General features: G+C 51.8%; 16 protein-coding genes and 1 tRNA gene. 7 read left to right on the forward strand and 10 right to left on the reverse strand.

Annotated elements, in window-relative coordinates; translation table 11 throughout:
• From ABX962_RS05485 to ABX962_RS05510, 6 genes are all read right to left on the reverse strand, one after another.
• Nucleotides 1–377, reverse strand: a 377-nt coding sequence (locus ABX962_RS05485) for a sulfatase-like hydrolase/transferase (protein WP_372717366.1), incomplete at its 3' end; no start/stop codon positions are given.
• A gap of 60 nt (nucleotides 378–437) precedes the next feature.
• On the reverse strand, nucleotides 438–1,412 hold the full coding sequence (locus ABX962_RS05490) for a hypothetical protein (RefSeq protein ID WP_372717368.1): 975 nt from the start codon (nucleotides 1,410–1,412) through the stop codon (nucleotides 438–440).
• 454 nt (nucleotides 1,413–1,866) lie between these two features.
• On the reverse strand, nucleotides 1,867–3,360 hold the full coding sequence (mqo, locus tag ABX962_RS05495) for a malate dehydrogenase (quinone) (protein WP_372717370.1): 1,494 nt from the start codon (nucleotides 3,358–3,360) through the stop codon (nucleotides 1,867–1,869).
• Nucleotides 3,361–3,744: 384 nt separating this feature from the next.
• Nucleotides 3,745–4,116 (reverse strand): hypothetical protein, encoded by a 372-nt coding sequence (locus ABX962_RS05500; protein ID WP_372717372.1) that lies wholly within the window; start codon nucleotides 4,114–4,116, stop codon nucleotides 3,745–3,747.
• 70 nt (nucleotides 4,117–4,186) lie between these two features.
• Entirely contained in the window at nucleotides 4,187–6,643 is a 2,457-nt protein-coding gene (locus ABX962_RS05505; protein WP_372717374.1) for a TonB-dependent receptor, read from the reverse strand.
• Between the two features lie 904 nt (nucleotides 6,644–7,547).
• Nucleotides 7,548–7,877 (reverse strand): hypothetical protein, encoded by a 330-nt coding sequence (locus ABX962_RS05510; protein WP_372717376.1) that lies wholly within the window; start codon nucleotides 7,875–7,877, stop codon nucleotides 7,548–7,550.
• Here ABX962_RS05510 and ABX962_RS05515 point away from each other — a divergent pair.
• Nucleotides 7,857–16,697 carry a S8 family serine peptidase gene (locus tag ABX962_RS05515; protein ID WP_372717378.1) on the forward strand — a complete coding sequence of 2,947 codons (8,841 nt, stop codon included), beginning with the start codon at nucleotides 7,857–7,859 and terminating at the stop codon, nucleotides 16,695–16,697. The two genes, ABX962_RS05510 and ABX962_RS05515, sit on opposite strands and share 21 nt — an antisense overlap.
• A gap of 257 nt (nucleotides 16,698–16,954) precedes the next feature.
• Here ABX962_RS05515 and ABX962_RS05520 read toward each other — a convergent pair whose 3' ends face one another.
• Entirely contained in the window at nucleotides 16,955–20,452 is a 3,498-nt protein-coding gene (locus tag ABX962_RS05520) for a protein kinase (RefSeq protein WP_372717380.1), read from the reverse strand.
• A 745-nt stretch (nucleotides 20,453–21,197) separates the two neighbouring features.
• Between ABX962_RS05520 and ABX962_RS05525 the strand changes: the two genes are divergently transcribed.
• From ABX962_RS05525 to ABX962_RS05535, 3 genes are read left to right on the forward strand one after another with little or no spacing between them, the layout of a single operon-like run.
• Nucleotides 21,198–21,761: a transposase gene (locus tag ABX962_RS05525; RefSeq protein ID WP_372717382.1), complete on the forward strand. Its 564-nt coding sequence runs from the start codon at nucleotides 21,198–21,200 to the stop codon at nucleotides 21,759–21,761.
• On the forward strand, nucleotides 21,653–21,964 hold the full coding sequence (locus ABX962_RS05530) for an IS3 family transposase (protein WP_372717384.1): 312 nt from the start codon (nucleotides 21,653–21,655) through the stop codon (nucleotides 21,962–21,964). The genes ABX962_RS05525 and ABX962_RS05530 overlap by 109 nt, the downstream gene beginning before the upstream one ends.
• Nucleotides 21,965–22,432: an IS3 family transposase gene (locus tag ABX962_RS05535; protein ID WP_372717386.1), complete on the forward strand. Its 468-nt coding sequence runs from the start codon at nucleotides 21,965–21,967 to the stop codon at nucleotides 22,430–22,432. It begins immediately after the preceding gene.
• A 101-nt stretch (nucleotides 22,433–22,533) separates the two neighbouring features.
• Here ABX962_RS05535 and ABX962_RS05540 read toward each other — a convergent pair.
• Nucleotides 22,534–22,606 (reverse strand) — tRNA-Arg (locus tag ABX962_RS05540).
• Nucleotides 22,607–22,728: 122 nt separating this feature from the next.
• On the reverse strand, nucleotides 22,729–23,520 hold the full coding sequence (locus ABX962_RS05545) for an SGNH/GDSL hydrolase family protein (RefSeq protein ID WP_372717388.1): 792 nt from the start codon (nucleotides 23,518–23,520) through the stop codon (nucleotides 22,729–22,731).
• Nucleotides 23,521–23,562: 42 nt separating this feature from the next.
• On the opposite strand from ABX962_RS05545, the gene ABX962_RS05550 reads away from it, so the two are divergent.
• Nucleotides 23,563–24,636 carry a thiamine phosphate synthase gene (locus tag ABX962_RS05550; protein WP_372717390.1) on the forward strand — a complete coding sequence of 358 codons (1,074 nt, stop codon included), beginning with the start codon at nucleotides 23,563–23,565 and terminating at the stop codon, nucleotides 24,634–24,636.
• A gap of 20 nt (nucleotides 24,637–24,656) precedes the next feature.
• Here ABX962_RS05550 and ABX962_RS05555 read toward each other — a convergent pair whose 3' ends face one another.
• Complete coding sequence (locus ABX962_RS05555) at nucleotides 24,657–25,274, reverse strand: TlpA family protein disulfide reductase (protein ID WP_372717392.1); 618 nt, start codon at nucleotides 25,272–25,274, stop codon at nucleotides 24,657–24,659.
• A 244-nt stretch (nucleotides 25,275–25,518) separates the two neighbouring features.
• Between ABX962_RS05555 and ABX962_RS05560 the strand changes: the two genes are divergently transcribed.
• Entirely contained in the window at nucleotides 25,519–26,364 is an 846-nt protein-coding gene (locus tag ABX962_RS05560) for a hypothetical protein (protein WP_372717394.1), read from the forward strand.
• A gap of 89 nt (nucleotides 26,365–26,453) precedes the next feature.
• Nucleotides 26,454–26,945, forward strand: a 492-nt coding sequence (gene cyaB / locus ABX962_RS05565; protein ID WP_372717395.1) for a class IV adenylate cyclase, incomplete at its 3' end; no start/stop codon positions are given.

Raw genomic sequence — 26,945 nt, forward strand, 5'->3', positions numbered from 1 at the left:
AACGCGTCCTGAGCGACGTAACCTTGCGGTGGCTCGATCGCTTGGTTGTAGAACGTTCGTACATTGCCACCGACTGCGGTGGTAAATCCGGTGCGTGCTGCGTACTTGCCCGTCAAAAGACTAGCCCGTGCCGGTGAACATAGATGGCAAGCGTACGCCTGCGAGAACGCAAGTCCTTCCTTGGTCAGTCGATCCAGGTTCGGCGTTTCGTAGTACATTTGCGAAGGATCGGTCCCCGTGAACTTTGTCGCATAGGCATTCACATCGACGATGCCTAAATCGTCCGCAAGGATGACGATTACGTTGGGTTTTGCGGCATCGAGCGGAGAAGTCAACGCAAAGCTGAGACAAAAGAAGAAAACGGAAAATCGATTCATCGTGAGGACTGTGGTGAGAGTGATGTTAGAAGTTCTGGGATGGGGGAAGGGCGGTGCGATTCAAGTTGAGGGATCAACAAGCTGGGACTCTTCAGACGAGTGTTTTTTCCAAAGTGCGTCGAGCCGCGAGGCGATTTCACTTTCGTTACCCACGATTAACCAGTATCGATATCGAAACGTTGTCTTGCGGCCTAGCGGGACGCGGTCGATCGGTGCGACATGCATGCAAGGGCCGGCGGCGGGATCGTTACTTTGACCGCTGCCGTGAGGACCGAAATTCCAGCTCTCACCAGACGTGGGCGAAAAGACCGCGACGCCTTGGCCGGATGGCTCGAACATTGCCATCGCTTTACGCGGCGGAGTGGTGCGACCCCACGGTGGTCCAGGCGGTTGGTGTTCAGGCCGCCATTTTCCATTGCCGAGATAGCTTTGCACGGACTCGAAGTTGCGAGTGAAGTAACAGGCAGGGACCTCTTGAGGACTGCTTTTTGTCTCGCCCCAAGGGTCGTCGTCACGACGCATCGTTTTGATTTCGCATTGCACGCAAACGACACCTGGCATGTTCGGTTCCAGCGTCGTCCACTGACGCATGATGGCTTCAGCCTCTTCGTCGGGCATGTCCCAAAGCTTGGGGATCGTTTCGGAGTACAAGTTACTGCCTGTCTTTTCAAACGCAGTCACTCGTGCCCAAGATCCTTTGCTGCCCGCGCTGCCAACCCCTCCGCCTTGGATGGGATTCCATGACCAAGGACTCCACGCTTTGCTTTGTCCTTCTGACGTTCGATCAAGTCGCCGACCCGCGTAATAGGATTGTTGAATCAAACGGCCTGGATCGGCAATGTTGACGATGTTTCTCGGATAGGCGTCCGATGACAACCACGTGATCGCGCCGCCTTTCTCGCGATCAATACCAACCTTCACCGTCCCGCTGTCAATCGTCAACAAGTCAGCCGCGGGCAGTGCCGTCGTCATCAGCAAACAGCAAAGCATGACCACGACCGCTGGTCGCTTGCGAAAGCAATACCGATCTGGCATCACCGTTTTTCGGCTGGATGACGAAAGGGGCTGGTTCGGTCGTATGACTAAACCAGGCTCGGTTCGTCGAAATGTCTGATTTGTTGATCGCGGACAAGGTTGGAGGATATTTATCATTTGGTTTGCGGTAGTGATTTTAGGTTCGCGTATGGAAACGTCTCTCCCAAGAGTTGGACTTACAGCCAAACAGCCGCCCGCAACTCGGCGACCCTCTTGGACAACTGAGGCCAATGGCCGTGCTTGGCAGTCACAGCAAACGTGACAACAGGCGATGTTGTTCACTTTTTAACCGGTAAATGCATCGGCGCCGGGAAACTAAAAGATTCTTCACCGCTGCTGTTGGACTTTTTGGAACTTGGCAATTTCGGAGTTTCCGCGGACGAGCTAGGACGTACATCTGAAGGTTCGCAGCGTCGCTTCTATGAAGTTCTGATCGCCAGCATGCACGGCAGTCTCATGCTCGGTCCAGTTGCAAGTCGTGATCGCATCGCTGGTGGACTTCGCGAAATAGCGCCGTCGATGATGGCTCTTGCAGCTTGACGTCAAAAGTGGGAATCATCTTTTTCATCCTGTCATGACCGTCGCGATCGTTCAATCGTTCGGGCAAACAGTCCTGGATGACTTGTAACATCAACGAGACGGAAACCGAGGCGCCCGGAGAAGCGCCCAGCAGTGCGGCGATCGTCTTGTCTTTGTCGGTGACAATTTCGGTTCCATAGTGAACAATCCCCGCCTCCCCGTCTTCGCGTTTGATTGCTTGAACACGAATTCCGGCATCGACCAGTCGCCAATCTTTGGCTTGGGCTTCTGGATAGAAGGTTCTCAGCAATTTCATGCGGCTTTCCATGCTCTGCAGTCCCTGACCAATCAGGTATTTGACCAGTGGCAGATTGTAGGCACCGACTTTCAAAAGTGAGGCGATGTTGTCCAGTCGGATGGAACCCGGTAAATCGGTCAGTCCACCTGACTTGGTCAGAAAACGTGTTGTCCAGGCGGCAAAGGGACCAAACAGAACCGCCTTTTTTCCATCAATCACCCGCGTATCGAGATGCGGAACAGCCATCGTGGGCGCTTCGCCTTGGGCTTGTCCATAGACTTTCGCGGAGTGCTGCTCCACAATCGATGCGGTGTCGCACACCAGCCATTGTCCGCCGATTGGAAAGCCACCAAAACCTTTGCTTTCAGGGATTCCTGATTTCTGTAGCAGCGGCAAACTGCCTCCACCCGCTCCGACAAAGACAAACTTCGCCGACTTGGTGAATTGCTGCCTCGTTTTCAGATCCTTGACGGTGACATCCCAGCCCTGTGAAGTTCGTCGCAGTCCGACGACGTGATGACCGGTGGCGACGCCGCAATCATCTTGCATTGCCATCCAATCAATCAGTTTTCGCGACAGTGCGCCAAAGTTGACATCGGTGCCGCCTGTCATTCGCGTTGCAGCGATGGGAGTATCGTCGCGTCCATTGACTAACAGCGGAGCCCATTGCTTGATCTCATTGCGATCGGTCGAGAATGCCATTTCAGCAAAGAAGTGATGGGACGACATCGCTTCGAATCTCGCTCGCAAGAAATCGACCTGTGATTGGCCATGCACGAAACTGACATGCGGAACCGGGTTGATGAAGTCCGGTGGCGTGTCGATCATCCCTTCGGACACCGCATACGCCCAGAATTGGCGAGACTGTTCAAATTGTTCGAAGATCGTAATCGCGTTGCTCACATCAACCGAGCCATCGGCGGAACGGTTCGGTGTGTAGCTCAATTCGCAAATACCCGCATGTCCTGTGCCTGCATTGTTCCAAGCATTAGAGCTTTCCTGAGCAAGTTCTTCGGAGACCTCGTACAGCTGGATTTTTAAACTTGGGTCGAGACGTTTCAGCATCGCGCCTAGGTTTGCGGACATGATTCCGCTGCCGATTAGAATGACATCAGGGTTATCGATAGACATGGGGATGAACAATCCGCTTTGAGGAGGCCGCTTAGAAAAGGAGGTGACGCGTTTGCTGATCTACAATACAAGTTTAACGCCGTTTGAAGTTTGTCGATCTTCAGCATCCGGCATCGTCGCGATTTTCATCAAGCGATGTCCATTGCCAGGGGAGCGAGACCATTTTTTTACAGCTGCGATAGGCTGCCACACCCCTAATTCTAGCCACCACCTGATGCAAAACCTTGACGATGGTGTCAGGCACTAGCACAATCGTGCCATACAGAAAATAGGACGGTTTTCACAAGGACGGTTTTCGATTCGTCGTAAATGAAAGGAACCGCAAAAACCGTTTGGGCTTCACTCCCACAACTGTCCGGAAGGCGTGACGACTTTCGCTACCGATTATCGAATAGGTTGTTCGTCGCTACTGTGAGGTCCCGCTGCGACATTGCCGCGACGAACAACGCAAGCATAGGATCGCAAACGTAGGATCGCACTTTGTGGCGATGCTCGATCCAGGCATTTTGCTCGAGTGCGACCAGAGAAAGCACCCTCGGCAGGATTCGAACCTGCATTGTCGCCGACTTCTTTGATAAACAACTTGACGCCGGACGACAACCGGAACAGTTCCCCAGAAGATGGTCGTGCACCCCCCCCGACGAGTTGCTGTGCCCAAGCGACACGGACGAAGAAACGTTCGAGCGTTGCTTTGGCCGAGTCGACTGGGGCTTGATGCACATGTTGGCCAAAGAGAGCAAGTTCGCTATATGGCATTTAGTAGCGTGGAGGAACTCGCTGACGTGATCGAGTATGGATGTTCTGGCAAACCTTAGGTCCCATTGATTCAATACGTCCAATCAGTACCTAAGTAGAAATTCACGCCGGGCTGAAAGACGTTGATTCCATTAAACGATCGGAAATCGAGATGCTCACGATAATTCTTGTTTGTAAAATTCTCGACGCCCGCGACAACGACTAGGCCATCGATGCCTCGCGGTTGATAGATTCCTCGCAAATCCCAAATCGTGAAACCGGCTGTCTTTGACTCAAGCAAACTGGAGGCGACCCGATCTTGATTGTCAAACACGCGTGCCGAAAGAATCAAACTCCAGGCAGGATCCACGCTCGGGTCTGTCAGCTTTCCCCCGATTTGCATTTCAAATGGTGAAATACCAGGCAGCGGTTCAGAATCACTTCCTGATATGCCACTGAAGAAACCGCGAGTTTGACCGGCAACTCGCTGCGATGAACTCCCGTTCGATCCGTTCGTCGTTGCATAATTTCCTTTTCGAGTTCGATCTCGTCCATCCACACCGCGAACACGCACGAATGGACTGAGCATCGCTTTGGGGAACAATTCTGCGAACGCTTCGCCCCCGGCAAGTGTGGCAAGATCGGTGTTCACATAACGAAGACTCGCCTGTTGTATCTCACCGTTAGGAGGACCACGCAACACATTTGTATTCTCGAACGTGATGTAGTCCATTGCCCACCCGTGAAAGCCTCGAACGCCGGCTTTCAAATAGTCTCCTTCGAAGTCCAACGCAACGTCGGCTTGAATGAGTTTTTCATTGTCAAGACGCGGATCCCCGGTGACATTATTTAGTCCATTTTGCAACAACAACAAAAAGGGTTGAGCTGCATACAATTCTGTCAACGTCGGCGGGCGTTCGGCGTAACCAACGGAAACTGTCCCAACGAGTGCCTCGTTGTATTGTCGCTCAAGTGTTCCATACAAGCTCCATAAAAACCGATCGGTTTGCGTTTCATCGGCTCCAATAATTTCCCTGTAGGTCGCTGGAATTGTATCTAGACCGACATCTGTAAGCTTGTTTAGGTCATCGACAACATCCGTTTGCACAAAGTCGACTCGAGTTCCGGTGCGGAATGTGTAGTCTTTTAGGAACTCTTCTTCGTATTCGGCGAACACTCCAGGGTTGACTGAGTACGAACGTGGAATCGGTGAGTTTCGATTCATGAACGGAATCGGCAAGCCAAGTGATGTGCCGCTGGCGATTTCGTTTAGCTCTTGTTTGATGAATCGCAGATCATGACCGAGGGTTAGCCGATAGTCAGCATTCTGGTTCCAGGTATGTCCACGACGATACCCCGTTGAGAGCGAGTCGACGTCTGTGGTTCCTACGTAACTGACTCGATCAAGCAAAGGGAATTGAGCCCGCTTCGCATCGTTCTGAGCATCACCTTCGAACCAAGTACGGTTGTACCAAATCTCAAATTCTGCGCGATCCGAGAGATAGGGATTCTCGTCAATGTACGAGACTTCGTAAGCGTCAGAGACCAACACATCAATATCAAATACATAACCTGGAAACGAAACATCGGTCTGATCTAAATGCAATATTGAAAACTCAACTGATCGACCATCACCGAGATCGTGTCCGAGTGCCAAGGTCAGTTCGCGTGATTCATAGCCGGCGTCCACGCTGCTACCATTACCAGCGCGGTAGTTGTCTCCATACCGATGCGAATAACTCGCCCGTGCGCCCCATTTCTCTGCAGCGTATCCGATCTGTTGTTGTCCAAGCCATTGATTGCCGTTACTGTTGTGATCAAAACTGCTACGGCCTAGCCACCTCGATCCTTCTTCGCTACGTGGGGATTGCAAGAGTTGGAAGTCCGCGTATCGAAACCCAGGACCATAAACGCTTGAGTAAGGACCCGGGATAATGATGATGTCTTCAATTTGACGTGAGTCGATCTTGCTCAGCACCGTATCCAGATCCGCGCGAGCGGGAACCCAATAGGAACCCGATGCAGCAAGTGATCCTACCCTACTGCTTCGAATACGAGGGTCATTGACAATCGGCGTTCGTCGCTGGACTGCAGTGCTCAATGCAGCAGGTGATTTTCGCAGTAGACTACCCACGTCCGTCGTCGTGAGGGGGCCAGCCTCAGCTCCACGAATCCAGTCAACGCTAAGCGAGCTAACTCCTTCCGCAGCCTGACGAAGCACACTGCGGTCGGGTTGTGCACCTCCGTCATTACTCAATCGCGACGCGAGTGAAGTCGACGAGGATTGCGATGTAGATGTCGTCGTTGGAGTCACCTCCACGCGAGGCTGAAGCAGCGGAGTGGGCTGCATCATTGTCGCTTGCTTTAAGGGGGAAGTTAGACGAAAAAAATGCTCCGCCTCATAAGCTCCCGACTCGTCAAAACGAGGACTGTAGACTGCCACCGCCTCGCTGACGAATCCATCCTCTAGCTCTTCTCGCTGTTCACTAGGAAGGTGATCGTAGGCATTGGCACGCAAAAAAGTGATGGCAAGAAGAGTTGAAAGCAAACAGCAACAGCTCAATCGTTTCGATTTCAGCAGGTGTATCTTCACAAGTGCATCCGCAGACGAGGGTGTGTTCCCCCCCAATCAATCGGCATGACCGTAATTGTCGTTACAGCTTCAGTATCAACGCCAGTATAAAATGCCTAGCTTCTCATTGTTCAATGCGTCCGCTAATGCTTTCCCCAGCGTTAAAGAGGAAAAAAGGGAACTGTTGCGTTGGCGCGGTTTGAGAAATCCGCACGAAAAACATTAGAAATGATCAAGCGTGGCAGATGCTAGCTGGAGGTTGAACGGTTCGAAAACGATTGTGCCTGAGACCAATTTCAATTCGCCCAGGCCGTTTGCAAATTTAGCGAATTTCAATCGCAGCAACGGTGACAATGGCGTCGGCGCTTTCACAACTTCATCAGCCCAATTGAACCACCTTAGGAAGTCAGGCTGGCGCGATGCATCTTTCGTCGTTGTCCGCTTTTCTAACCGGATTCTGACCTCTCGTTAGATACAAGCCTGAGCGAAGCGATATATGCGAACCGCGATTTCTTCCTACTAAAACTTTCTTAAAAGCCAATTCCATGCTTTTTTCGTTGCTACGACTGCTCCCTTGTTGGTTGCCAGCGAAGTGCCTGGCTGTTGACGGTACGTTTTGAACAAGAATTTTCCGCTGATTCAAGTTGCGGTTACTGGCTTCTAGAGATCAGGCCACTTATCTTTAGTGTAGCGGGCCGCTCCAGAGAGGGGGCGCGCTGTTCGGTTGTCATTTATTGAAGTTGATTGGCATCCCATGAAAAGACCCTATCATTCCCACAACTCGCTTCACTTCTCGCGTCGCGAACTCCGCAGCCGAAGTAAGGCAAATCGCAAAGCTCAACTGCAACTTAGTTTTGAGCTCCTTGAACCGCGGCACCTGCTAGCCAGCGTCGCCGAATTTTCCGAGGTCGGACTCTCCGCACAAGGGGCTGATGGCCAACTGAACACGCCGATCACTTGGTTCGAAACGTTCAGTAATGTCCCTCGTGTCGCGTTGGAATCGCTCGCCACCGTCGACCCATTCCTCACGCAGGGTGTCGCTGGCCCATTGCCGCTCGCGGTTGGCGAATGGATTGTTCAACTCACTGATGAAGCAGCGCAAGACGTTCGGCGTCTTGCGACCGCTGACAGCCTGCTCGATTCCGGTCACAACGACTTCACCATCATCAGCGGTCTCGGTGTCGAAGGCTTGGTACTCGTCCGTGGCCAAGGCGTAACACAGTTCGACATCGAACGTAGCCTCAGCGGCAACACGAACGTAACATCATTCAGCCTGAACCAACTCATCACGGGCCAAGATAGCACGCCCAACGATACCGACTTTGTTCGCGGCGCGATGCCGAGTCTCACCGACATCGGGATGCCTGCAGCATGGGATGTATCGATCGGAAGTTTACGTACGGTTGTCGGTGTTCTCGATACCGGGATCGATCTAGCTCATCGTGACCTCTATCTCAACATCTGGTTTAACCAAGGCGAGATTCCGGCACACTTTCTCGACGATGTCGGGAACAAGCTGACGGACATTGATCGTGACGGGTTAATAACGTTTTACGATCTCAACAATGTGACGCGTTCTAGAACAGAACCTTATTCGCTTATCTTCGGCGGCATCGATACGGGGCCGAATGCCGAGTTTGTCACTGACTTCAACGGCAACGGATACATTGACGGGTTGGATATTTTGTCTGATCCTCTGTGGGCCGATGGGCGTGACACCGATGGAAATAGCGAAGTCGATGACTTTTTTGGCGTGAACTTTCGTGGAGGTATCGACCGCAATAACCCAACCGACGGACAAGGTCACGGTACGCACATCGCCGGAACAATTGGTGCGATTGGCGGCAACGGCACTGGAGTGACGGGGGTTAATTGGCAAACTTCGCTGATGTCGCTCCGCATCTTAGATGACAACAACCAAGGGAGCTCGGACGCGGCAATCAAAGCAGTCAATTACGCTCGCGATATGCGCGAACGATACAACGTCAATGATTCAGGTCGTGTCACGCAGGGTGCAGGCGTTCGCGTTCTCAACAACAGTTGGGGGCAGCCCGGCGGCTTTGAGCTCGCCCTCCAAACGGCGATCGTTGACAGTGGCAATGCGGGAATTCTGTTCGTCGCGGCAGCTGGAAATGGAAACTTCTTGGGGCAGGGGGTCGATAACGACCGCACGCCGTTCTATCCGGCCAGCTACGATTCGCCGAATGTGATCGCGGTCGCGTCGAGCACCTCCGACAGCGCTCTCGCATCGTCCTCCAACTTCGGCAGCCAGTCGGTCGACTTGGCCGCACCAGGAACTGGTGTTCGAAGCACCGAGCGCAATGGTGGCTATGGAACTCGCAACGGCACCAGCATGGCGACACCGCACGTTGCTGGCACCGCTGCGTTGATTTGGTCCGCGCTTCCAGTAGCAACTCCCGAGGAAGTCCGCCAGGCAATCCTGTCATCGGTCACACCTGCACCGGCTCTTGCGGGGACAGTCGCCTCCGGTGGTCGCCTCAGCACAGCGGCCGCAATCAGCGCCAATGTCTTTGCTCCTTCGGCGTTTCTGGTCGCCAAGCAAGACGTCACCGAATCAGGGGGGGGCTCAACCGAATTCACCGTTGAATACTTTCACCGCAGTGGTATTGATGTCAGTACCCTCGGTGATGATGATCTGGTGGTCACTCGCAGTTGGGGCGCTAGCGATCCTATATTTGCCGAACTTATACCTGGGGCCGTCACGTCCAATGCCACCACCGCGACTGCGACATACCGAATCAATGCACCTGGTCGTGAGGAAACGTTTACAAATTCTGTAACAACTCCTATCGATAACAGTCTTGTTTCTCGAGTGTTTTCTAATTATTTGGGCGATGAAATCGGCAGTGCCAATTCGAACACGATTAACTCACCAATTCTTGTGGAGGATGTCTCAGAGACAATAATTGGTTTTTCCGCATCGATAGATTTCGATCGCGACCGGACAAGCGATTTGAAAGCAACGCTGATCGCTCCCAATGGCGCCCGCGCAATACTGTTTTCGGATTTCGGCAACCGGTTTGACGATCTTGAGGGCACGACTTTCGATGACACCGCTACAGTTTCGATCTCAAATGCGGCGGCACCATTCACCGGGTTATTTCTCCCGGTTGAGAGCATAACGCCGCTTCTTGGATCAGATCCTAATGGGGAGTGGACTCTTGAAGTCGTCAATGGGGTTGATGGTGAGGGGGGAACGCTGAAAGGATGGACACTTAACTTTCTATTGTCCAATCCTAGGACGTCGACCATTGAATCCCAAATTGTCATCTCGGACTTTTCAGAACCGGCGTTTGGTCTCACCGTCTCAATAGACATCGATCATTCATCGGTTGAAGACCTTACAGCGACGTTGATCGCACCGAGCGGCGCACGCGCGATGCTGCTGTCCAATACCGGTGGCGCAAGTGGGCGGAATTTCATTGCGACGACCTTTGACGATTCTTCGCAAGAAACGCTGGCTGATTCAAATGCCCCATACACCGGGGTTTTTCGGGCAGAGGAAAGTTTATCCTCACTGACGACTGAGGACCCCAATGGCAATTGGAGCCTAGAGGTAAAAGATGGCAACGACAATGGGTTGGCTGGCTTGTTGCTGGGATGGTCGTTGAGTCTACATGGAGCTTGGGATCCTCTCGACTTCGGCAATTACGAGCTCTCTACCGTGGCTGACGCGGTGAGGTCTACCGCGGGCGACGCAATGAACGCCAGAGGAATTGGATCGGTGGAAGTTCGAATTGATGATCCATCCGTATTCTACGTTAATAGCGAAGAAGACTCAGTGGACACTAACCCGGGAGATGGAGTTGCTCTTGATGAATTAGGACGCACTACCCTTCGAGCGGCAATACAAGAAGCTAATGCGGCGGACGGCGAGCGAATAATAATTCTCGACCGGGGTAACTACAATCTCGGTATCGCAGGCCAAAGCGAGGATCTTGGGGTGACCGGTGACTTGGACATCACTGGCAAGATAACGATCGCGGGAAACCGTCGTAATTTGACGAAAGTCGACGGGCGGAGGCTCGATCGGGTGTTTGACGTGATCGGGCGGGATTCGTCATTGTCACTTCTTCGCGTGACGGTAACATCTGGACAACCATCTATTGGTGAATCAGGTGGTGCTATCAAGACCACTGGAAAACTTTTTGTCGACGAAGCAGCAATCACGAGGAGCACTGCCGAGGTTGGCGGTGGGGTAGCAATATTGGACGATGGAGTTGCAAACATCCAGTCGACTGTTATCGAGAGAAACTCGGCAATGGACGTCGGTGGTGGACTTGCTGTGGGGCTTACCCCAACGGGGTGTTCGGGACTCTCGATAAATCGCTCTTCCATCGCATACAACGAACTCTTTTCACCGCGAGGGATTGTAGACGAGTGGTTTCAAGTAACGATGCGATTGGGCGCCGCGATTTACGCAGGTCAACAGGGAGGATTGGAGTGTGATCCATCGACTGATTTGCGAATTAGCAACTCAACTATCTCTAACAACGGAAACGACAATCAAGGTGTTGGTGGTGTCTACTTATATGACGATAGCCTAGAGATTGAGTCATCAACCATTGTCGAGAATCTGGGGTTTGACTTGATTCGTGACTTGCGTACGACGGGACGAAGTGATCTACGAGGAAGCATCATTGGCAAACATCGTTTGCCTTTTGATCTTCCTTATAATGGCAATGCAGGGTTTAATATTTTTGGACAGGGGTTAGGTCCCGCGAAACTTTCGCCTCTTACTCGCACCCCTAAAGGAGATCTGGTCCACGTCCCACTGCCAGGAAGCCGTGCAATTGATGCTGCCAATCACGCAGATTTCCCACCAACCGATCAGCTTGGTGTAGCCCGTGGGATTGATGCTGCAGAATTTCCAAACGCGATGATCGGTAATTCACAACCCGACATCGGCGCTGTCGAAGTAGCGCAGGCTAGCTTGTCTGGTACACTCTTCCACGATGTGAACGAGGACGGTAAACGGGGAGCCGACGAGCCAGGTCTGTCACAGCAAATTGTTTTTCTGGACGAAAACCAGAATGGTGTTTTTGATCCAAATGAACCGAGCACCATAACAAATGACGACGATCCTAATACTTTATTTGTCAATGAAGCCGGGACTTACTTACTGTCAAACGTTTCGCCAGGTTCGTATGAAACACACGTTATCAGTGGAGTAGGATGGCAAGTATCCAAAAGCCGTGAAACCGAGTTAATTGCGTCTGTTGGTTTTGGGGTGACGAGCCCAACAGTGTCCAATGATGGGCGATACGTCGTATTTGCAAGTAATCAGTCGGATCAACTTGGGTTTGGCAGGAGCGACTTCACGCATGTGTTTCTTTACGATCGCAAATTCGATTCTGTTGAAGCAATCAGCATTTCGCCAACGTTGATGCTTGGTGACGGCAATAGCACGTCACCCGCAATCAGTGGTGATGGAAGTGTTATTGCCTTCGCAACGAATGCAACAAACTTGATTGCAGGCGAAACAAATAGCGTCACCAGCATCGTCGTTTATGACCGTAAATCAGGGAAGTTCGAGCGACTTACCGATGAGGAAGGGGAGCCGTTCACGGAGCAATCGGATCGGCCGTCGCTCAGCGATGATGGTAGAATGGTTGCGTTTCAAAGCAATGGCGACATCTTTTTGCATGATCGGCAATCAGGCCAAATCGAGTTGGTGAGTTTCGATGACGATCTCGAACTTGGGCCGAGTTATGAGCCGGCAATCGCTGGAGATGGGCAGTCTGTTGCGTTCATATCGGACGTTGTGGAGCCGGATTTTTTTTCATTGAAATCACACGCATACCTGTTCGATAGTAGAAACGATTCATTAAAGAATCTGTCCGATGATTCTAGTGGATCAGACCCTGGTATTGTAAATGTTTCGTTTGGTGAAGGGAGAATCGACGAGCTTGCTGTGAATCAAGATGGCAGATTTGTACTTTTCCGCAGGCAGGATGTCGACCTTGGCCCCGAACTCGATCGTTTTGACCATTTTCTTTACAACAACACGACAGACTCAATCGCGATAGTACACAGTAGGACAAGTCTGAGCCAAGGCGATATCGGTACAGCGATTAGCGATGACGGGCGGTTCGCGGTGCTCGGATCGGATCTGGATTTGAATATTTATGATTTGGTTAGCGACCAAGAGCAGAGTTTTGGACGTGGTAATGAGTCTAAGGTGATTCCAACGATCTCTGGAGATGGTCGCTTTATCGTCTTCCGCGATCTCTCAGGAATTAATGCGGCGCCAAACCCTTTCAGCGACGTTTCTCTTGCGCAAGTAGAATTGCGACACGGCGACATCGTCAATGGATTTGATTTTGCCCTCGTCGCACTACCGGGCGAAATCGCGGGACGAATTTTTTTGGATGAGTTTGAAAATGATGTTCTTGGCGTCGGCGAATCTCCTATTGTCGGTGCAACCGTATTTCTGGATGTGAATCGCAATGGGGTCTTGGACGAAGATGAGCCCGCACATCTTACCGGCAACGATGGACGCTACCATTTTTCAAATCTAGAGAGCCAAACAGAGTATGCAATTCAAGTGAATGGTGTCGTGGGGGTTGAGCAAGTTTTCCCTTTGGAAGCCAGTGATCAACTTGTTTTCGTTCCGGCCGGTGCAACGGTAGCGGGACGCGATTTTGGTTTTCAACGCATCGTCGCTACCGGTCAATCATCCGATTCGACAATTTCTGGTCGTGTGATTAGCGACACGAATGGAAACGGAATCATCGACGCCGGTGACACGCCTGCGACGGGTCGCGTAGTCTACCTTGATGGCGGCACGCCGGGCGTTCGCGATTTCAACGACCCGCAAACAATCACTGATGTCAACGGAAACTACAGCTTTACCGCATTACCTTCTACGCTGACTCCGGTGCGGTTATTGATTGACAATCAATTGGTTCAGGTCAGTCCGCTCGGAAATGATCTGCTCGGCAACAATTCACAGCCTCTCAAGTTCCCCCTTAGCGACAAAGAGAAAAGCGAAGGTAATCCACAGAGCGTTGTCACCGGAGACTTCAATGGCGACGGGTTCGCTGATGTCGCGGTCGTTCTTGGGGAAACCAACAAACTCAGTATCCGCCTGAACGACAAGCAAGGTGGATTCACCTCTCAGAAGTTTGATTTCAATCTAAGTGACTTTGCGATCGAATTGAATGCAGCCAACAAATTCAGCGCGCCGATTTCGCTGGTGACTGATCAACTCGATTCGAACCCTAAACTCGACTTTGCAATCGTTGGTAATTTCACCGGCAACGTGCTGGTACTGCTGAATTTTGATAGTGCCACAGGGGCATTCGGTTCGACTGCGTTGCTGCCGGTTGGTCATGAACCGATTGATATCGTATCTGGCCAATTCGCCAGCGATGGTGCGCTGGACCTTGTCGTGTTGGACAAGGTTGCTGGAACCGTTCAGGTCCTTGCAAACAATGGATCTGGAGTCTTCACGGTCGGTGCACCGGTCGACACCGGAGGCGAAGTGCCGGTGTCGCTCGTCGTCGGTGACTTCATTGGCAGCAGCGATCTTGATCTTGTGGTAACTCACGTCGCACCCAAAACGACCGCGACAACTTCGGGTGGAGTCACTGTATTAATGGGGGACAGTAACGGCGTTCTTTCATACGATGGGAACTACTACCCAGTCCAAGCGACACCGCTCGATTCAGCAGTCGCTGATTTCAATGACGACGGACGGCCCGATTTGGCGGTCGTAAACTTTTCGAGCAACTCTATCTCGATCCTTCTTGGTCAGGCGGATGGTGCGCTGAGAGTCCAAAGCACAACGCTCGGTACGGCCAGTGGCGCAATCAACGTGGAAGCTGCCGATATCGATAACGACGGTGATATTGATGTGATCACGACAAAACTGGCTACTCGCCAAGTATCGATTTTCCGGAATATCGGTCTGGATTCGACAACCGGCGAAGTTCGCTTTGAACCTCAAGAAAATATCGGGCTAGGACAATTCCAATTTGGCGAACAGGTGCCGTTCAAGCTGGCGAACTTGGACAACGACACCTCGGGCCCCGGCGGTAGCGGAACACTGGACATTGTCGCAATCCCACAGAACACCGACACGTTATACGTACTTCACAATCGTCTCGTGCAAGGATCGCGACGAGCTTCGGTCAGCGGCGCAGCGAGTGACATCGCGTCGGGCATTGATTTCTTGATTCGGTCCGCAACGTTGCCGCCAATGTTCAAAATTCAATCACTGCCATCACCAATCGTAGAAGATGCAACGGAACAGTCTGTGATCGTGACTGGGATCATAAAAGGTCGAGTCGCTGGTCCCGCTTTGCAGTTCACTGTCATGAGTTCCAACATCGCTTTGGTGGCGAATCCAACCATTTCCTTCGCTGATGGAAGCAGCCAAGCGACGGTTCTTTATACTCCCACCGCCAATGAAAATGGGACATCGGTTTTGACTGTCCGCGCAGTGGACGCAGGAGCTGATGAGGTGCATGGTACCAGCGACGATGGCATATTCGAACAGTCTTTCACGGTGACGGTGCTGGCAGTGAACGATCCTCCAACGTTTCTAATACCGGCAGAAACAAGTGCCAGCCAAAAAGCGGGGGCCCAGTCGCTTGCGAACTTCGTGACGGGGATCGGAAACGGCGGCAACAGCGATGAGTCCGGTCAAACGCTCTCGCCGTTCACGGTCATGTCCGATGTCAGTTACTTTGCAGTGCAACCTGCAATCGACGCGACAGGAACACTGACGTTCACGCCCAAATCTGATAAGTCAGGAGCCATCCCCGTTACAGTGTCACTTTCCGATGACGGTGGCGTTGTCAACGGTGGTGTCGATACGACAACTAAGACGTTTGTCGTGAGTTTGTTGCCGGTCAATGATCCGCCGACATTTGATCTGAGCCCGAGTTTTAGCGTAGACGCCGATGCAGGAATGCAAACTCGCATCAGCTTTGCAAACAACTTTTCTCCGGGGGGCGGCAGTGACGAAGCGGATCAAACGGTTTCGGATTACGTTGTCATGGTCGACTCGCCCGGACTGTTTTCGGTACTGCCAGACATCGATAATTCGGGTACTTTAACATTCATTCCTGCAATCGATCGCGCAGGGACGGCAACGGTTAGGGTTCAAGTGCGTGACAGTGGCGGTCAAGCCCGTGGTGGAAATGACTTGTCGGAGACGCAGGTATTCCAAATAACGATCGGGTTTGTTGCCAACCCCTCCTCGGAAATTGTCTTAGAGAGTGAAGGTGAAACCCTTTCACTGTCAACACTATCGGAGCGAATTCTCGCGGCTACAAAGCTGATAGATATTCGCGGAACAGGGAAGAATCGGATATTGCTTGATGGAGCAAAGATCGCAGGCTTGTCACCCAATCAGTCACTTTTGGTGATTGCTGACACTGACGACGAAGTGACGTTTGATGGTGGGTGGAAATTTGATTCGGTGGAAATAGTTGATGGTACTTTCCGTCGAATTTTCAGGAATGGTGATGCAATAATCCGCCTTGTTGGGCCTTTGGCATGGACCAATCCCTTGCTTCCAGAGGACGTTAACGGCAGTGGCCTTGGGACAGCCGCCGACGCGCTAACCATCATTAACGCATTGCCTCGACGTCAAGTCACCAATAATTTGAATCAACTTGTTGACCCAACGACATTGGATTCAAATTTATTTCAATTTTATGATCCCAATGGGGATGGATTCTTGACAGCGCTTGACGCGCTTTACGTCATCAATCGTTTGCCACTGTCGAGCGGTGGCTTAGGTGAGCTAATTTCGACGCCAATATTGATTTCGATCACGAGTTCAGAAACGCAAAACGAACCAAGCCGATTGGTTGAATTGCCTGTGAGTGAAAAAATTTCTCCAGCTAAAAAGCTCAAGCCTGTGGTTGCGACGAATCAACTACCCCTCTATGCGTCCACGGAAATTGGGTGTGAGACACCAGTAGATTTCATTGGTAAGCGTGACGTGACATTCGCTGAAACTTTCGACTGGTTGAAGCCCATGTCGCAGGGGTAGACATACGACATCAACACATAAGTTTTCATTTTAATCAGCCGAACAGCATTGCCCTACGATTAACCAGGACCGGACCTCAACGCGTTTCGGCAAATTACATTCTACTCAACACCTTATGCAGGGGGGGCTCCACTCGTTCGCTTTTTTGGAGTTGCGACATTGATTTTGTCGTTTGGCTAAGAAACCTATCTAATAATCGCGTAACTTCAAACCTTGCGTTTCGAGCTTTGTATTCGCCTTTAGCTTGCGTTTTTCTTTTAGGGCGAATTCATCTTATGTAACAAGGCTTTCCAACGAGACAAATTTTTGTGCATTGGAGCTTGGTTCTCATACCACTTTTCTCCTCGTTCTACCGCATATCGCGTTTTGCTTTCCTCTCCATTGAGTTTGTGGAACACTGCGATCGCAAACCATGCATTCCCAGTTCGATCTATTTCGCTGGATTGAAGGATTGGCTTCAGCGTCTTGGTCGCATTTTCTTTCTGTTTGTTTAATGACTGTGCGACACCAAGAGTGGATTGAAAGTTCTGGTTGTCGGGGCTTGCTTTTAGCGCCTCCTCAGAAAAGACGATCGCCTCACTCGGTGAACAAATCTTCTCGTTCTCGCAGCTCAATAATAACCATGCTAGCTCTTCGCTAGTCGCAGGAGTTCGCCGTTCTCCTAGTGCCTTCCATGTCTCGATTGCTTCAGTAAATGCGACATTTGACGCCGCGTCTTCTACGCCAAAGAGAAATCGCCCCTGAGCTTCGTAAACATGGCCAAGTGACGCACGGTACTGAGGTATGTCTGGATAAATATTGATCAACTCCTTTAGCGTTGCAATCGACGTCTCGAATCCCTCAATTGCCAAAGCGATTTTATTGAAGTCCGCCGGCGATCCTACGGCGAGGCATTGCGAGTAATGGCTTTGTGCGATAGCGAGTCGCTCAATATAGTCAGGTGATTCAGGGATTTTCAGGCTTAACTGTTGGTAGGTAGTAATGGACTTGGCGATACTCTTAATAGCGTTAGTAGAATCTCCAAGTGTAAGTTGGACTTGACCGATTGCGTCATGATTTGCTGCTCGCATGTCTTCAAATCGTGAGATGGCGCCATAGTCGCGTATCAGGTCATCAAGCAATTCGCCGGCTTCTTGTAAATGCGTTAATGCTTCACGACATCGCTCCTCTTCGAATAAGATCAAGCCGAAATCGGTAAGTGTTAATACCAAATTTTCGGTGTACCGAGGCATGTCCGGTATAGCTCGACGAAGAGTTCGAAAATGAGTCATCGCGAGTGCGAGTGAGTCCATTTGTTCGCGATGCCGACCCAAACTTTGTTGGGCCAATGAACGTGATACGAGTAAAGATGCAATGGAATCGAGGTAGTTTGGGTCGTTGTCGTTGGCTAGTGGTCCAAAACGCTCGATGGCTTTATTAAACCGTTCGATGGCGGCTTGGTGATTTCCTTCTGAAACTTTCACTCGACCCTGAAGCTCTTCCGTACGCAATCGATCGAGCAGATCTTTTGTTGTCGAATTACTTCCAAGATGATCCCATGCTTGAATGGCGTAATTCAAACGCGCTGTAGCCTCGCCTAATTTCAGCTGAACGAACGCCGCATCTCCCCAATTGGTCCACGCAGCGGCAAGGTAGCGATAAACAGATAAGTCCCTTGACGTCTCATTGATCTTTTTGAGCTGTTCGATCGCAGTTCGAAATTCGAGATCGGATTTCTTATAGTCACGTTCGCTAGCGTAGTCGAGTGCTAATCGCGAGCGAGCGTTGGCCGATTCAATGGCGTATTTTGTCGGTAGTTGGTTGGACCCGTCTGTTTTTGTGGCACCTTGGTCGAGCAGTGTGATTGCTTTGCGGAAAGACTCGCGTGCTTCGGAATGCTTTTTCATACTGCGATGCAAATCACCCAGTTTTATCAAAGCTCGGCCGCGTTCAAGCTCTAGCTCAGGATCTTCGCTTACCAAACCAGTGAGTTTTGCGTAGTCTTCGGCGGCAAGTGTTAGCAGTCGTGAGCGAACGCTGCGGTTGCCGGGAAAGTATTCAAGTGCGTCACTGCTCTGAACTAACCAAGAATCAATTGACTGACGCGAGTCGCGGTAACGCTGAACCGCTTCACCTTTAAACATTGTTTCGCGAAGCTTTGCGATCTCTTCGTTTTTCTTTGCTTTATAAATTAAAAGTGAAGCAGCGATAGAAACCAGCGTTAACACTATCAATGCTGAAGCGATCGTTAGTGCTTCGTTGCGATAGCGCCAAAGTAGCCTTGATATCCGCTCGATCCAAGTCTCGTCATGCGATTTGACCGCTTCGGCGCTCATCCACCGGTCAAGATCTTCGCTCAATTCAATTGCCGTTCCGTAGCGATCCTCGGGGGTTGTCGCCATTGCTTTCTTGCAGATCGACACGAGCGCTCGGGGAGCTTTGGGGGCGACTAAGGTTAAGTCTCGAGTCGAGCCAGTCCGAACTTTTGAAATAATTTCACGAGTCGTCTTTCCTTCGATCGGATGTAAATTACAAATCATGTTGAACAAAATAGCGCCGAGACTATAGATGTCCGCAGCGGCTGTAAGTTGTTCGTGCATTCCAAGTGCTTGCTCAGGGCTCATGTACATCGGAGTTCCTACAACCACTCCTTGGCTCGTTCTGTCTCCGCTGCCACTGAGATTTAGAGGCTGTATAAAAGCTGACCCTGTTTGCGGCTGATCAAAATCATGGGTGGTGGATTGAACCTTGGCCAATCCCCAGTCGACGACCAGTGTTTCTCCATAGTGCCCAAGCATGATGTTGTCCGGTTTAATGTCGCGATGAAGAACGCCACGTTCGTGTGCATAATGCAGCGCATTGCAACTGTCGATTAGCCTTCTCAGCAACTGTCGAAACGCGCGGTCATAAAACGTTTTCGACGACGAGATAGGGTTTTCGTCGTGAAATGATTTTATCGCGTTTGATAAACTCTGGCCTTGGATGAACCGCATTGCATAGTACGGAAGGTTGTCCCCGTAACGACTCAATCCGTATACAGGTACGATTCCGGGATGTTCCAATGCTCCTGTGACTTCGGCTTCGAAAACGAATCTCGCTTTGCTGTTAGAATCGTTTTCACGAGCCGGAAGAATGCGTTTGAGTGCAACGATGCGACCGAGCTCATTGTCTTTCGCACGATAAACTGCACCCAGACCTCCTCTGGCGTGCATTCCGAGCGGTGCGTAGCGAGCAACGGAGTTAGGCCCCGCTTCGATCGACCATTGCAATGAGTCGTTTTCATCCGATGAAACTGGTTTCGTTAACTCGGTGGTTTTGTTTGTCTTGATCGTTGAACTATTCAAAGCGAATTTAATTGCTGCCTTGCACTGCGGTGCTTGCATTAAATAATCTTGTTCGGAGACAGGATGACTTCGAATCCGCCGCTGCTCGATATCTACAAGCACCAGCTTAAAGGCAACGAAGTCACGAAAACCAAGTGCTGCATCGACTGGCAAAAAATCACTCAATCGCGGCATCGCCCCCGACTCCCACGCAGCTTGAAATGCTGTGACAATCTCTAGTTGACGTCCATGGTCATCAGCCGAAATCGTTGCGAGCATTGGGGCAAGGGCCGGAGTTAGGTCTCCAGACTGTTCGAGCGCGCTTTCGGGATCAATCGTTTTTAGTGGATCAATCGTTTCAAGGAGGACAACCGAAGACAGTAAATGCTTATCTGATTCACTTGAACCTGTAGAGACGTTCTGTTGTTGGGTCGAGTGTGAATTAGAGTTCATGGCGTAGGATTTTAGCAGTCAAGGATTTTGGTTTGTTGCCGTGGAGCTAATGTCGATAGCTTCTCCGAAGTATCTACCGTCGAAGATTTAAAACTCATGAACAATTGAGCCTCGATAGGATACGACTTCTTAAAAATCGAACACGGCTGGACAAATGTCGTTGGCAGGCATTCCTGATTTGACTCACCGCCGCGTCGAACATTGTGTTGCAATTTGGATACCTGTGTACGCCGCCCCAATAAGATTTTCATCTTACCGCAAACGCATCACCCCTGTGTAAATCAATAATGTCCTAGTTGGCTCAGTCCGTCGATTTCGTGTTGGGACGCATGGAGCTTTGCTTCTATCAACAATGCGACACTCTGCTCGTGTTTGGTCGATTCGAGCAGTGCAAACACATCGGGTTCGCGGCTATTGGCGAATGTGGGCCAAAAGTGAAGACGTACAGCATCGAGGGGCGAAAGTTCAATCTCCTGATTTTGCAGATACAGAGAGAAGGGCTCCCCGATTCGTCCACTGCGCGTCGAAGTAGCGGCAACCATCGTTTCCTGTTTGTAAGACAGGTGTCGTAGCCATTGGGCCACAGGACTTTTTTTAATTGTCGACCCGGAGAGCACGTGGTTTGGAATTAGCAGTGCTACCGTATCACCAAGGACGTGAATTAAGTGGGAATGCAAAGAATTGCACCTCTCACCAGCTACCACACAATTAAAGCCAGAAGGGTTACAACCTCCCGCGTTAGCCCATGACTGGCGGACTGTGGACGAATCCTTCAAAATCGTCTCAGGAGACCAATATGTCGGCAAAGAACGGACAACGACGTTCGTTTACCGAAGAGTTCAAGCGAAATGCTGTCGATCTGATCGTTAATCAAGGTTACACCTTTGCGGCCGCCTCAAGAGCAGTCAATGTTGATACAACAACGTTACGTGATTGGCATCGGAAGTTCGCGCCAATACCAAAGCCTAGTGACGATAACGCGTCGGTCGAACAGCTCACTGCGGAAGTGAAGCGACTCCGCAAAGAACTCGCTCGCGTCGAGATGGAGCGTGAAATACTTAAAAAAAGCGACGGCGTATTTCGCGAAAGAGTCGCAGTGAAATACGCCTGGATCAAAAACAACAAAGACATCTTCCCAATCGTTGCGATGTGTCGTGTCTTGGGGGCAGTAAGAGTGGCTTCTACAGGTGGTGCTCGACCTTGCCAAGTCCGCGCAAACAACGACAAGAGCGAATTCACCACTTTGTTCAGCAAGTACATCAAGAATCACACGGCAACTATGGAAGCTACAAGATATCGCAACGATTGAAGGCGGATCCCTCTATGGAATCCGCTTGCCGCAACACCGTCGCTCGCGCAATGCGAGAACTAGGCATTCAAAGCCGGATTTCGCGGAAATTCAAGCCGACAACAACCCAAGTCGATCCATCCAAGCAACCTCCACCAAACTTGCTAGATCAAACCTTCACAGCCGACCGGCCCAGCCAGAAATGGGTAACGGATATCACTTAATTGCCAACAGCTTCTGGATGGGTTTATCTTGCAGTCGTGTTGGATCTATTCAGTCGCAAAGCAATCGGATGGTCTATCTCCGACAGTCTAACGACTCCATTGGTTTGCGATGCATTGCAACAAGCAATCGAGCAGCGGCAGTGCGCAACGTCAGGAGACCTGCACCACAGCGATTGCGGCTGCCAGTACACCAGCGAGCCCCTCCAATCGACGTTGATATCGCTTGGGATCACTATTTCATTGAGCCGTAGTGGTTGTTGTTACGACAACGCAGTGATGGAACGATTTTTCTGGACGTTGAAACATGAATGGACGAAGTTCGAAACGCTTGCCGATATAGAAGAAGCGAGGCTCAGCGTGTTTCGATTCATCGAAGCGTACTACAACAAGAGCCGTATCCACCAAACGCTCAATTATCAAACACCGGACGAGTTCGACCGAGTTCCCGAACTAACTCTGGCGACCTAAATCAACTTTTCCACAGTCCGCCAGTCATAAGCTAACGCACCTTTGGATCGCACTCGGTTTTGATACTACGTGCGGGCGACTTTTCGTCAAGAACAAAAGAATGCCCCCGGCTGGATTCGAACCAGCGGCCACCGCTTTAGGAAAGCGATGCTCTATCCTCTGAGCTACGAGGGCGTTTGGAAAAGTGAGGCGTTTTGAAAGTTGGGGGGCGTTTCAATTGGGAATGGCTTCAGAACCGTAATCGTCCTGAAGTGAAATTTTGCAGCTGCGCTGGCGACGTGGGAAGGGGGAACGGACTACTTTTTTTCTAACGCGTTTCGGACCGACTTCGCCACTTGCTCGGCTAACTTCTTTGACCCCGCTGGGGTGTAGTGCACGTTGGCCTTCAATTGTAAATCGGCATGCTCGGTTGCAAAGTCGTACATTGGGTCGATCTCGATCCCACCCACCTCGGCCATCACCTTGGCAGCGGCAACATTGTAACGCTTTGCGTCGCCCGCGATACGTCCGGCCGCTCCTTCGGGAACCGGCGTGGTTTCTCGCCAAATCACCGTCGCGCCGGTCGCTTTGAGCCGCTCGGCAATCTTTCTCAAATTGTCCGCGTACTGATCGATCGGAACCTGACGCTGGCTTGTCGCCGCGTTGGGATCCGCCAAATTTTGTCCCTTCGGACCCATGAATTTCAAGTCATGCAGCCCGAAATTAAAATGGATGACGTCCCATTTGCGATCGCCGATCCATGTCTCAAGCGACTGCAACCCGCGTGTGGTCGGTCCACAATTGACCGCCGGGCGATAGACATTTGCCACGCCATCAAGCTGTTTGCGGACATCCACCATGTAGCCGATCGAGATCGAATCGCCGATCAGCAGCACATTGGGAAGTCCCTTGACGGCCACGGGCGGCTGGAATGCCGGGTTCACCTTTTTGGGCTTTGCATTACGATTCGGAGCTGGTTTTGTTTGCGTTTTCTCTGGGCTGGCTTTACCCCCGTCGTCCGCAGTCGCTGGAATCGCCAGCGGCGAAAATGCGATCGAGATCATCAATACTGAAGCAACGATGTTTGCGAAAGCTGCGGATGTCTTCATGTTTTTCTACCTCTTCTCGTTTCCCGTTGACGATTTAAACAGATGCCAATCCTAGCAGGTCAAGCGACCTATCGTATTCTGGATGCCTCGATAAATCGAGCGACCGAAGGGCTTCGCACCTTGGAAGAGTATGCCCGGTTTGCGCTGGACGATGCTGCCCTCAGCGGCAGCTTTAAATCGCTTCGTCACGATTTGACTACCGCCACGAGTGAAAGTGTCGATCGCCTGCAATTGATCGAAGCGCGTGATACGCCAGGCGACGTGGGGACCGAAATACGTGAATCAGCCGAATACGAGCGGTCGACGCCGCAAAAGGTGATCGCCGCTGCCGCCGCCCGTATCGCTCAATCGCTGCGAGTGATCGAAGAGTATGGCAAAACAATCGATGCCCATTTTGCTGCCAAGGTGGAACAGATCCGCTATCGAGCCTACCAAGCGAGTGCATCGCTGGAGTTGGCGGCATCCACGAGCCAGCACACCGCTCAGCTGGCCGCAGCAAAATTGTATCTGCTGATCGATGGCGGTGAATCGGAGTCACAGTTCGTCGCTTCGATCCAGCGGCTTGCAGAGGCGGGGGTGGACATTTTCCAGCTCCGTGATCACTCACTCGACGACCGCACGCTCTATCGACGCGCGTGTGTCGGTGCGGCGGTCGCGCGAAAGCAGGGGCGGTTGTTCATTGTCAATGATCGCGCCGATATCGCGGTTGCCTCCGGTGCGGATGGCGTCCATGTCGGGCAAGAAGAATTACCGGCAGCCGCTGCCCGCGCCATCATCGGAGATCGCCGCTTGCTAGGGATTTCCACCCACTCGATCGAGCAGGCAAAAGAGGCGGTCGATGACGGTGCCGATTATATCGGGTGCGGTCCCATTTTCGCGGGCCGCACCAAGCAGTTTGATGCTTACGTGGGACCAACGTTTCTTCAGCAAGTCACACAGTCGATCGCGATACCCGCGTTTGCAATCGGAGGCATCGATCAAAGCAACGTCCACGAAGTAATGGCAACCGGTTGTGATCGGATTGCGGTCACCGGCGCGATTCGCGATGCCGAGGACCCCGTGCATGCCGCGAAGACGCTAAAACAAACATTGCTATCGGGAACACAAACTGAATAACCGATGCCGTGGTCTGACGCTTACAATAGTTCCTCGATTTTGGCTTTCATTTGATCGACACCATTAGGCGAAAATCCTTCCCACACGCCGCGAATCGTGCCCTGCTGGTCCACCAGCACCGAAGTCGGAAAATACATGTGCGGTTTCCCTAGCGACTTGGCAACGTTCTCACGCGACATGCCACGCGGATCGGCAAACACATTGGTATCGGCGTCGATCGAATCAAGAAAGTGCTGGGTTCGCTGTGCTAGGCTTTCGATGGTTTCGGACGACCCGGCCTCGCACGAAATCGAGATGAACGCAAAGTTCTCGTTGGATGCGAATTCTTGGACCATTTCCGACAGATGTGGGTATTCCATCGTGCAGGGGCCGCACCAGGTTCCCCACAGATGGATCAGCGTCACTTTGCCCGCGGGTAAGCCTTCGATGGACATTTCCGAAGGATCTTGGGAAAGTCGAACCAATTCCAGTTGCGGAGCGGACTGGCCGATCGCAACGCTGTCTTGTGAATCGCGGGCCGGTTGGTTTCGACTGACAGCGAACAGCCCAAACGCTAAGATTAAGACAATCAGCGGCCACCACGACCGGGACGCTCGAGGCTGTAGGGGCTCTCGAGGCTGCAGGGGAACTTCGTTCATATCAGTTGTTTCGGAATGTGGTTTCACGCTAAAGGTCGTTTATCAAAAAGCAATAAATCAAATGGGTCACCTTCGAGCTTTTCATCTTGCGATCTCGTTTGCTCTCTTTTCGTTCACTCTATTATCGAGTGTAGCGATCGTTCAGTGGACATCCGCCCAGGATTTAAATGGGCAGAATACGGGCTCAACCGCCAATTCCCCCCCAATCTATCTGCAGGAACCCCAATTAAGCGAGAGTAGTGGTTTGGCCGCCTCTCATCGGCAGCCCGGGCACTTTTGGTCGCATAATGATTCGGGCGATACCGCACGATTGTTCGCCTTTGATTCCCGCGGCAAGGCCACTGGTCGCTGCGAATTGATTGCGGCAACGTCGTTGGATTGGGAAGATATGGCATCGTTTCAACTGGGTGATCGAAAGTACCTGCTGGTGGCGGATTGCGGAGACAACGACTGCAAACGCGATGCCTGCTTTTTCTATTTGTTCGACGAACCCGACCCGACACGTGCGACAAAAATAAAAAGTTATCTCACGGTACAGCTCACCTACCCCGATGGAGCCCGCGATTGCGAAGCGATTGCGGTTGATCCTTCGCGTGGCAAAATCTTGATGATTGCCAAATCCGCGATCCCGTACGTGAACGTTTACTCTGTAGAGTTGCCCGATTTGGTGAGACGACTGGAATCGCTCCGCTCGCATCCGCCCGCTTCGCTCCCCGCAGCAGCCTCGCTCCCCGCAGCAGCCTCGCTCCCCGTAGCAGACCGGGTGGTGGCAAAAATCGAAGGAGTGCTGGCGCTGCCGATGGTTTCGGCTGCCGATATTGACCCACGCACGGGCGATTTGTGGCTTGCCAACTACTTTCAAGCTTTTTGCTTTCGCTGCTCACCACGCGACATGTCGGTTGCCGAACAAACAAAACAGGTCGCCGAAGCCAGTGATCTGCCTCGCTTGAGACAGATCGAAGCCCTTTGTATGGACGAGAACGGCGAAATTTGGGTGACCAGCGAAGGGACGCCAACACCACTGAGCCGAGTGGCCAAGCCGCTGCCATCCTCGCCAGGTCGCGGGGGCGTCCAGCCTGTCGTTGACTGACCCGCCTTTCAACTAAAGTGCGAGTCGTGCATCGTCAGCTCCTGGCTCCATCGCACAGACTCACTCTCTCGCTTGCTGTGAAAGCCATTATGTTTGAAGTTGAGCAAAAGTTTCATTTGGACGATTCGACTGCCACCGAAGCAATGTTGCTCGAGGCGGGGTTTCAGGCCGTCGAAACTCAGACTCACCGGGATACCTATTACAATCATCCGTGCCGTGATTTTGCCCAGTCCAAAGAGGCGTTGCGGGTGCGGCGGGTCAATGGATTGCCCTGGATCACGTACAAAGGAACGAAGTTGCCAGGCGCAATCAAGGCTCGGCGTGAATTGGAATGGGAATTGGGGCCCGGGGATGCCGATGGCGACAAGACCGAAGAGTTGCTGCAGTTGCTTGGGTTTCAGCGTGTCGCGGAAGTTTGCAAGACGCGGCGTGTGTTTGAGCCGGATGAATCCGCAGCGGAGTCAAACAGAGGTGATTGGGTCGGTTTCTCAGTGGTGCTGGATGACGTCCAGCAGGTCGGCCGATTCGCCGAAATCGAGTTGATCGCCGAGAACGAGTCGGATGTTCCGCAGGCCCGCGAT

Source organism: Novipirellula sp., assembly GCF_041583735.1.
Lineage (GTDB): Bacteria > Planctomycetota > Planctomycetia > Pirellulales > Pirellulaceae > Novipirellula.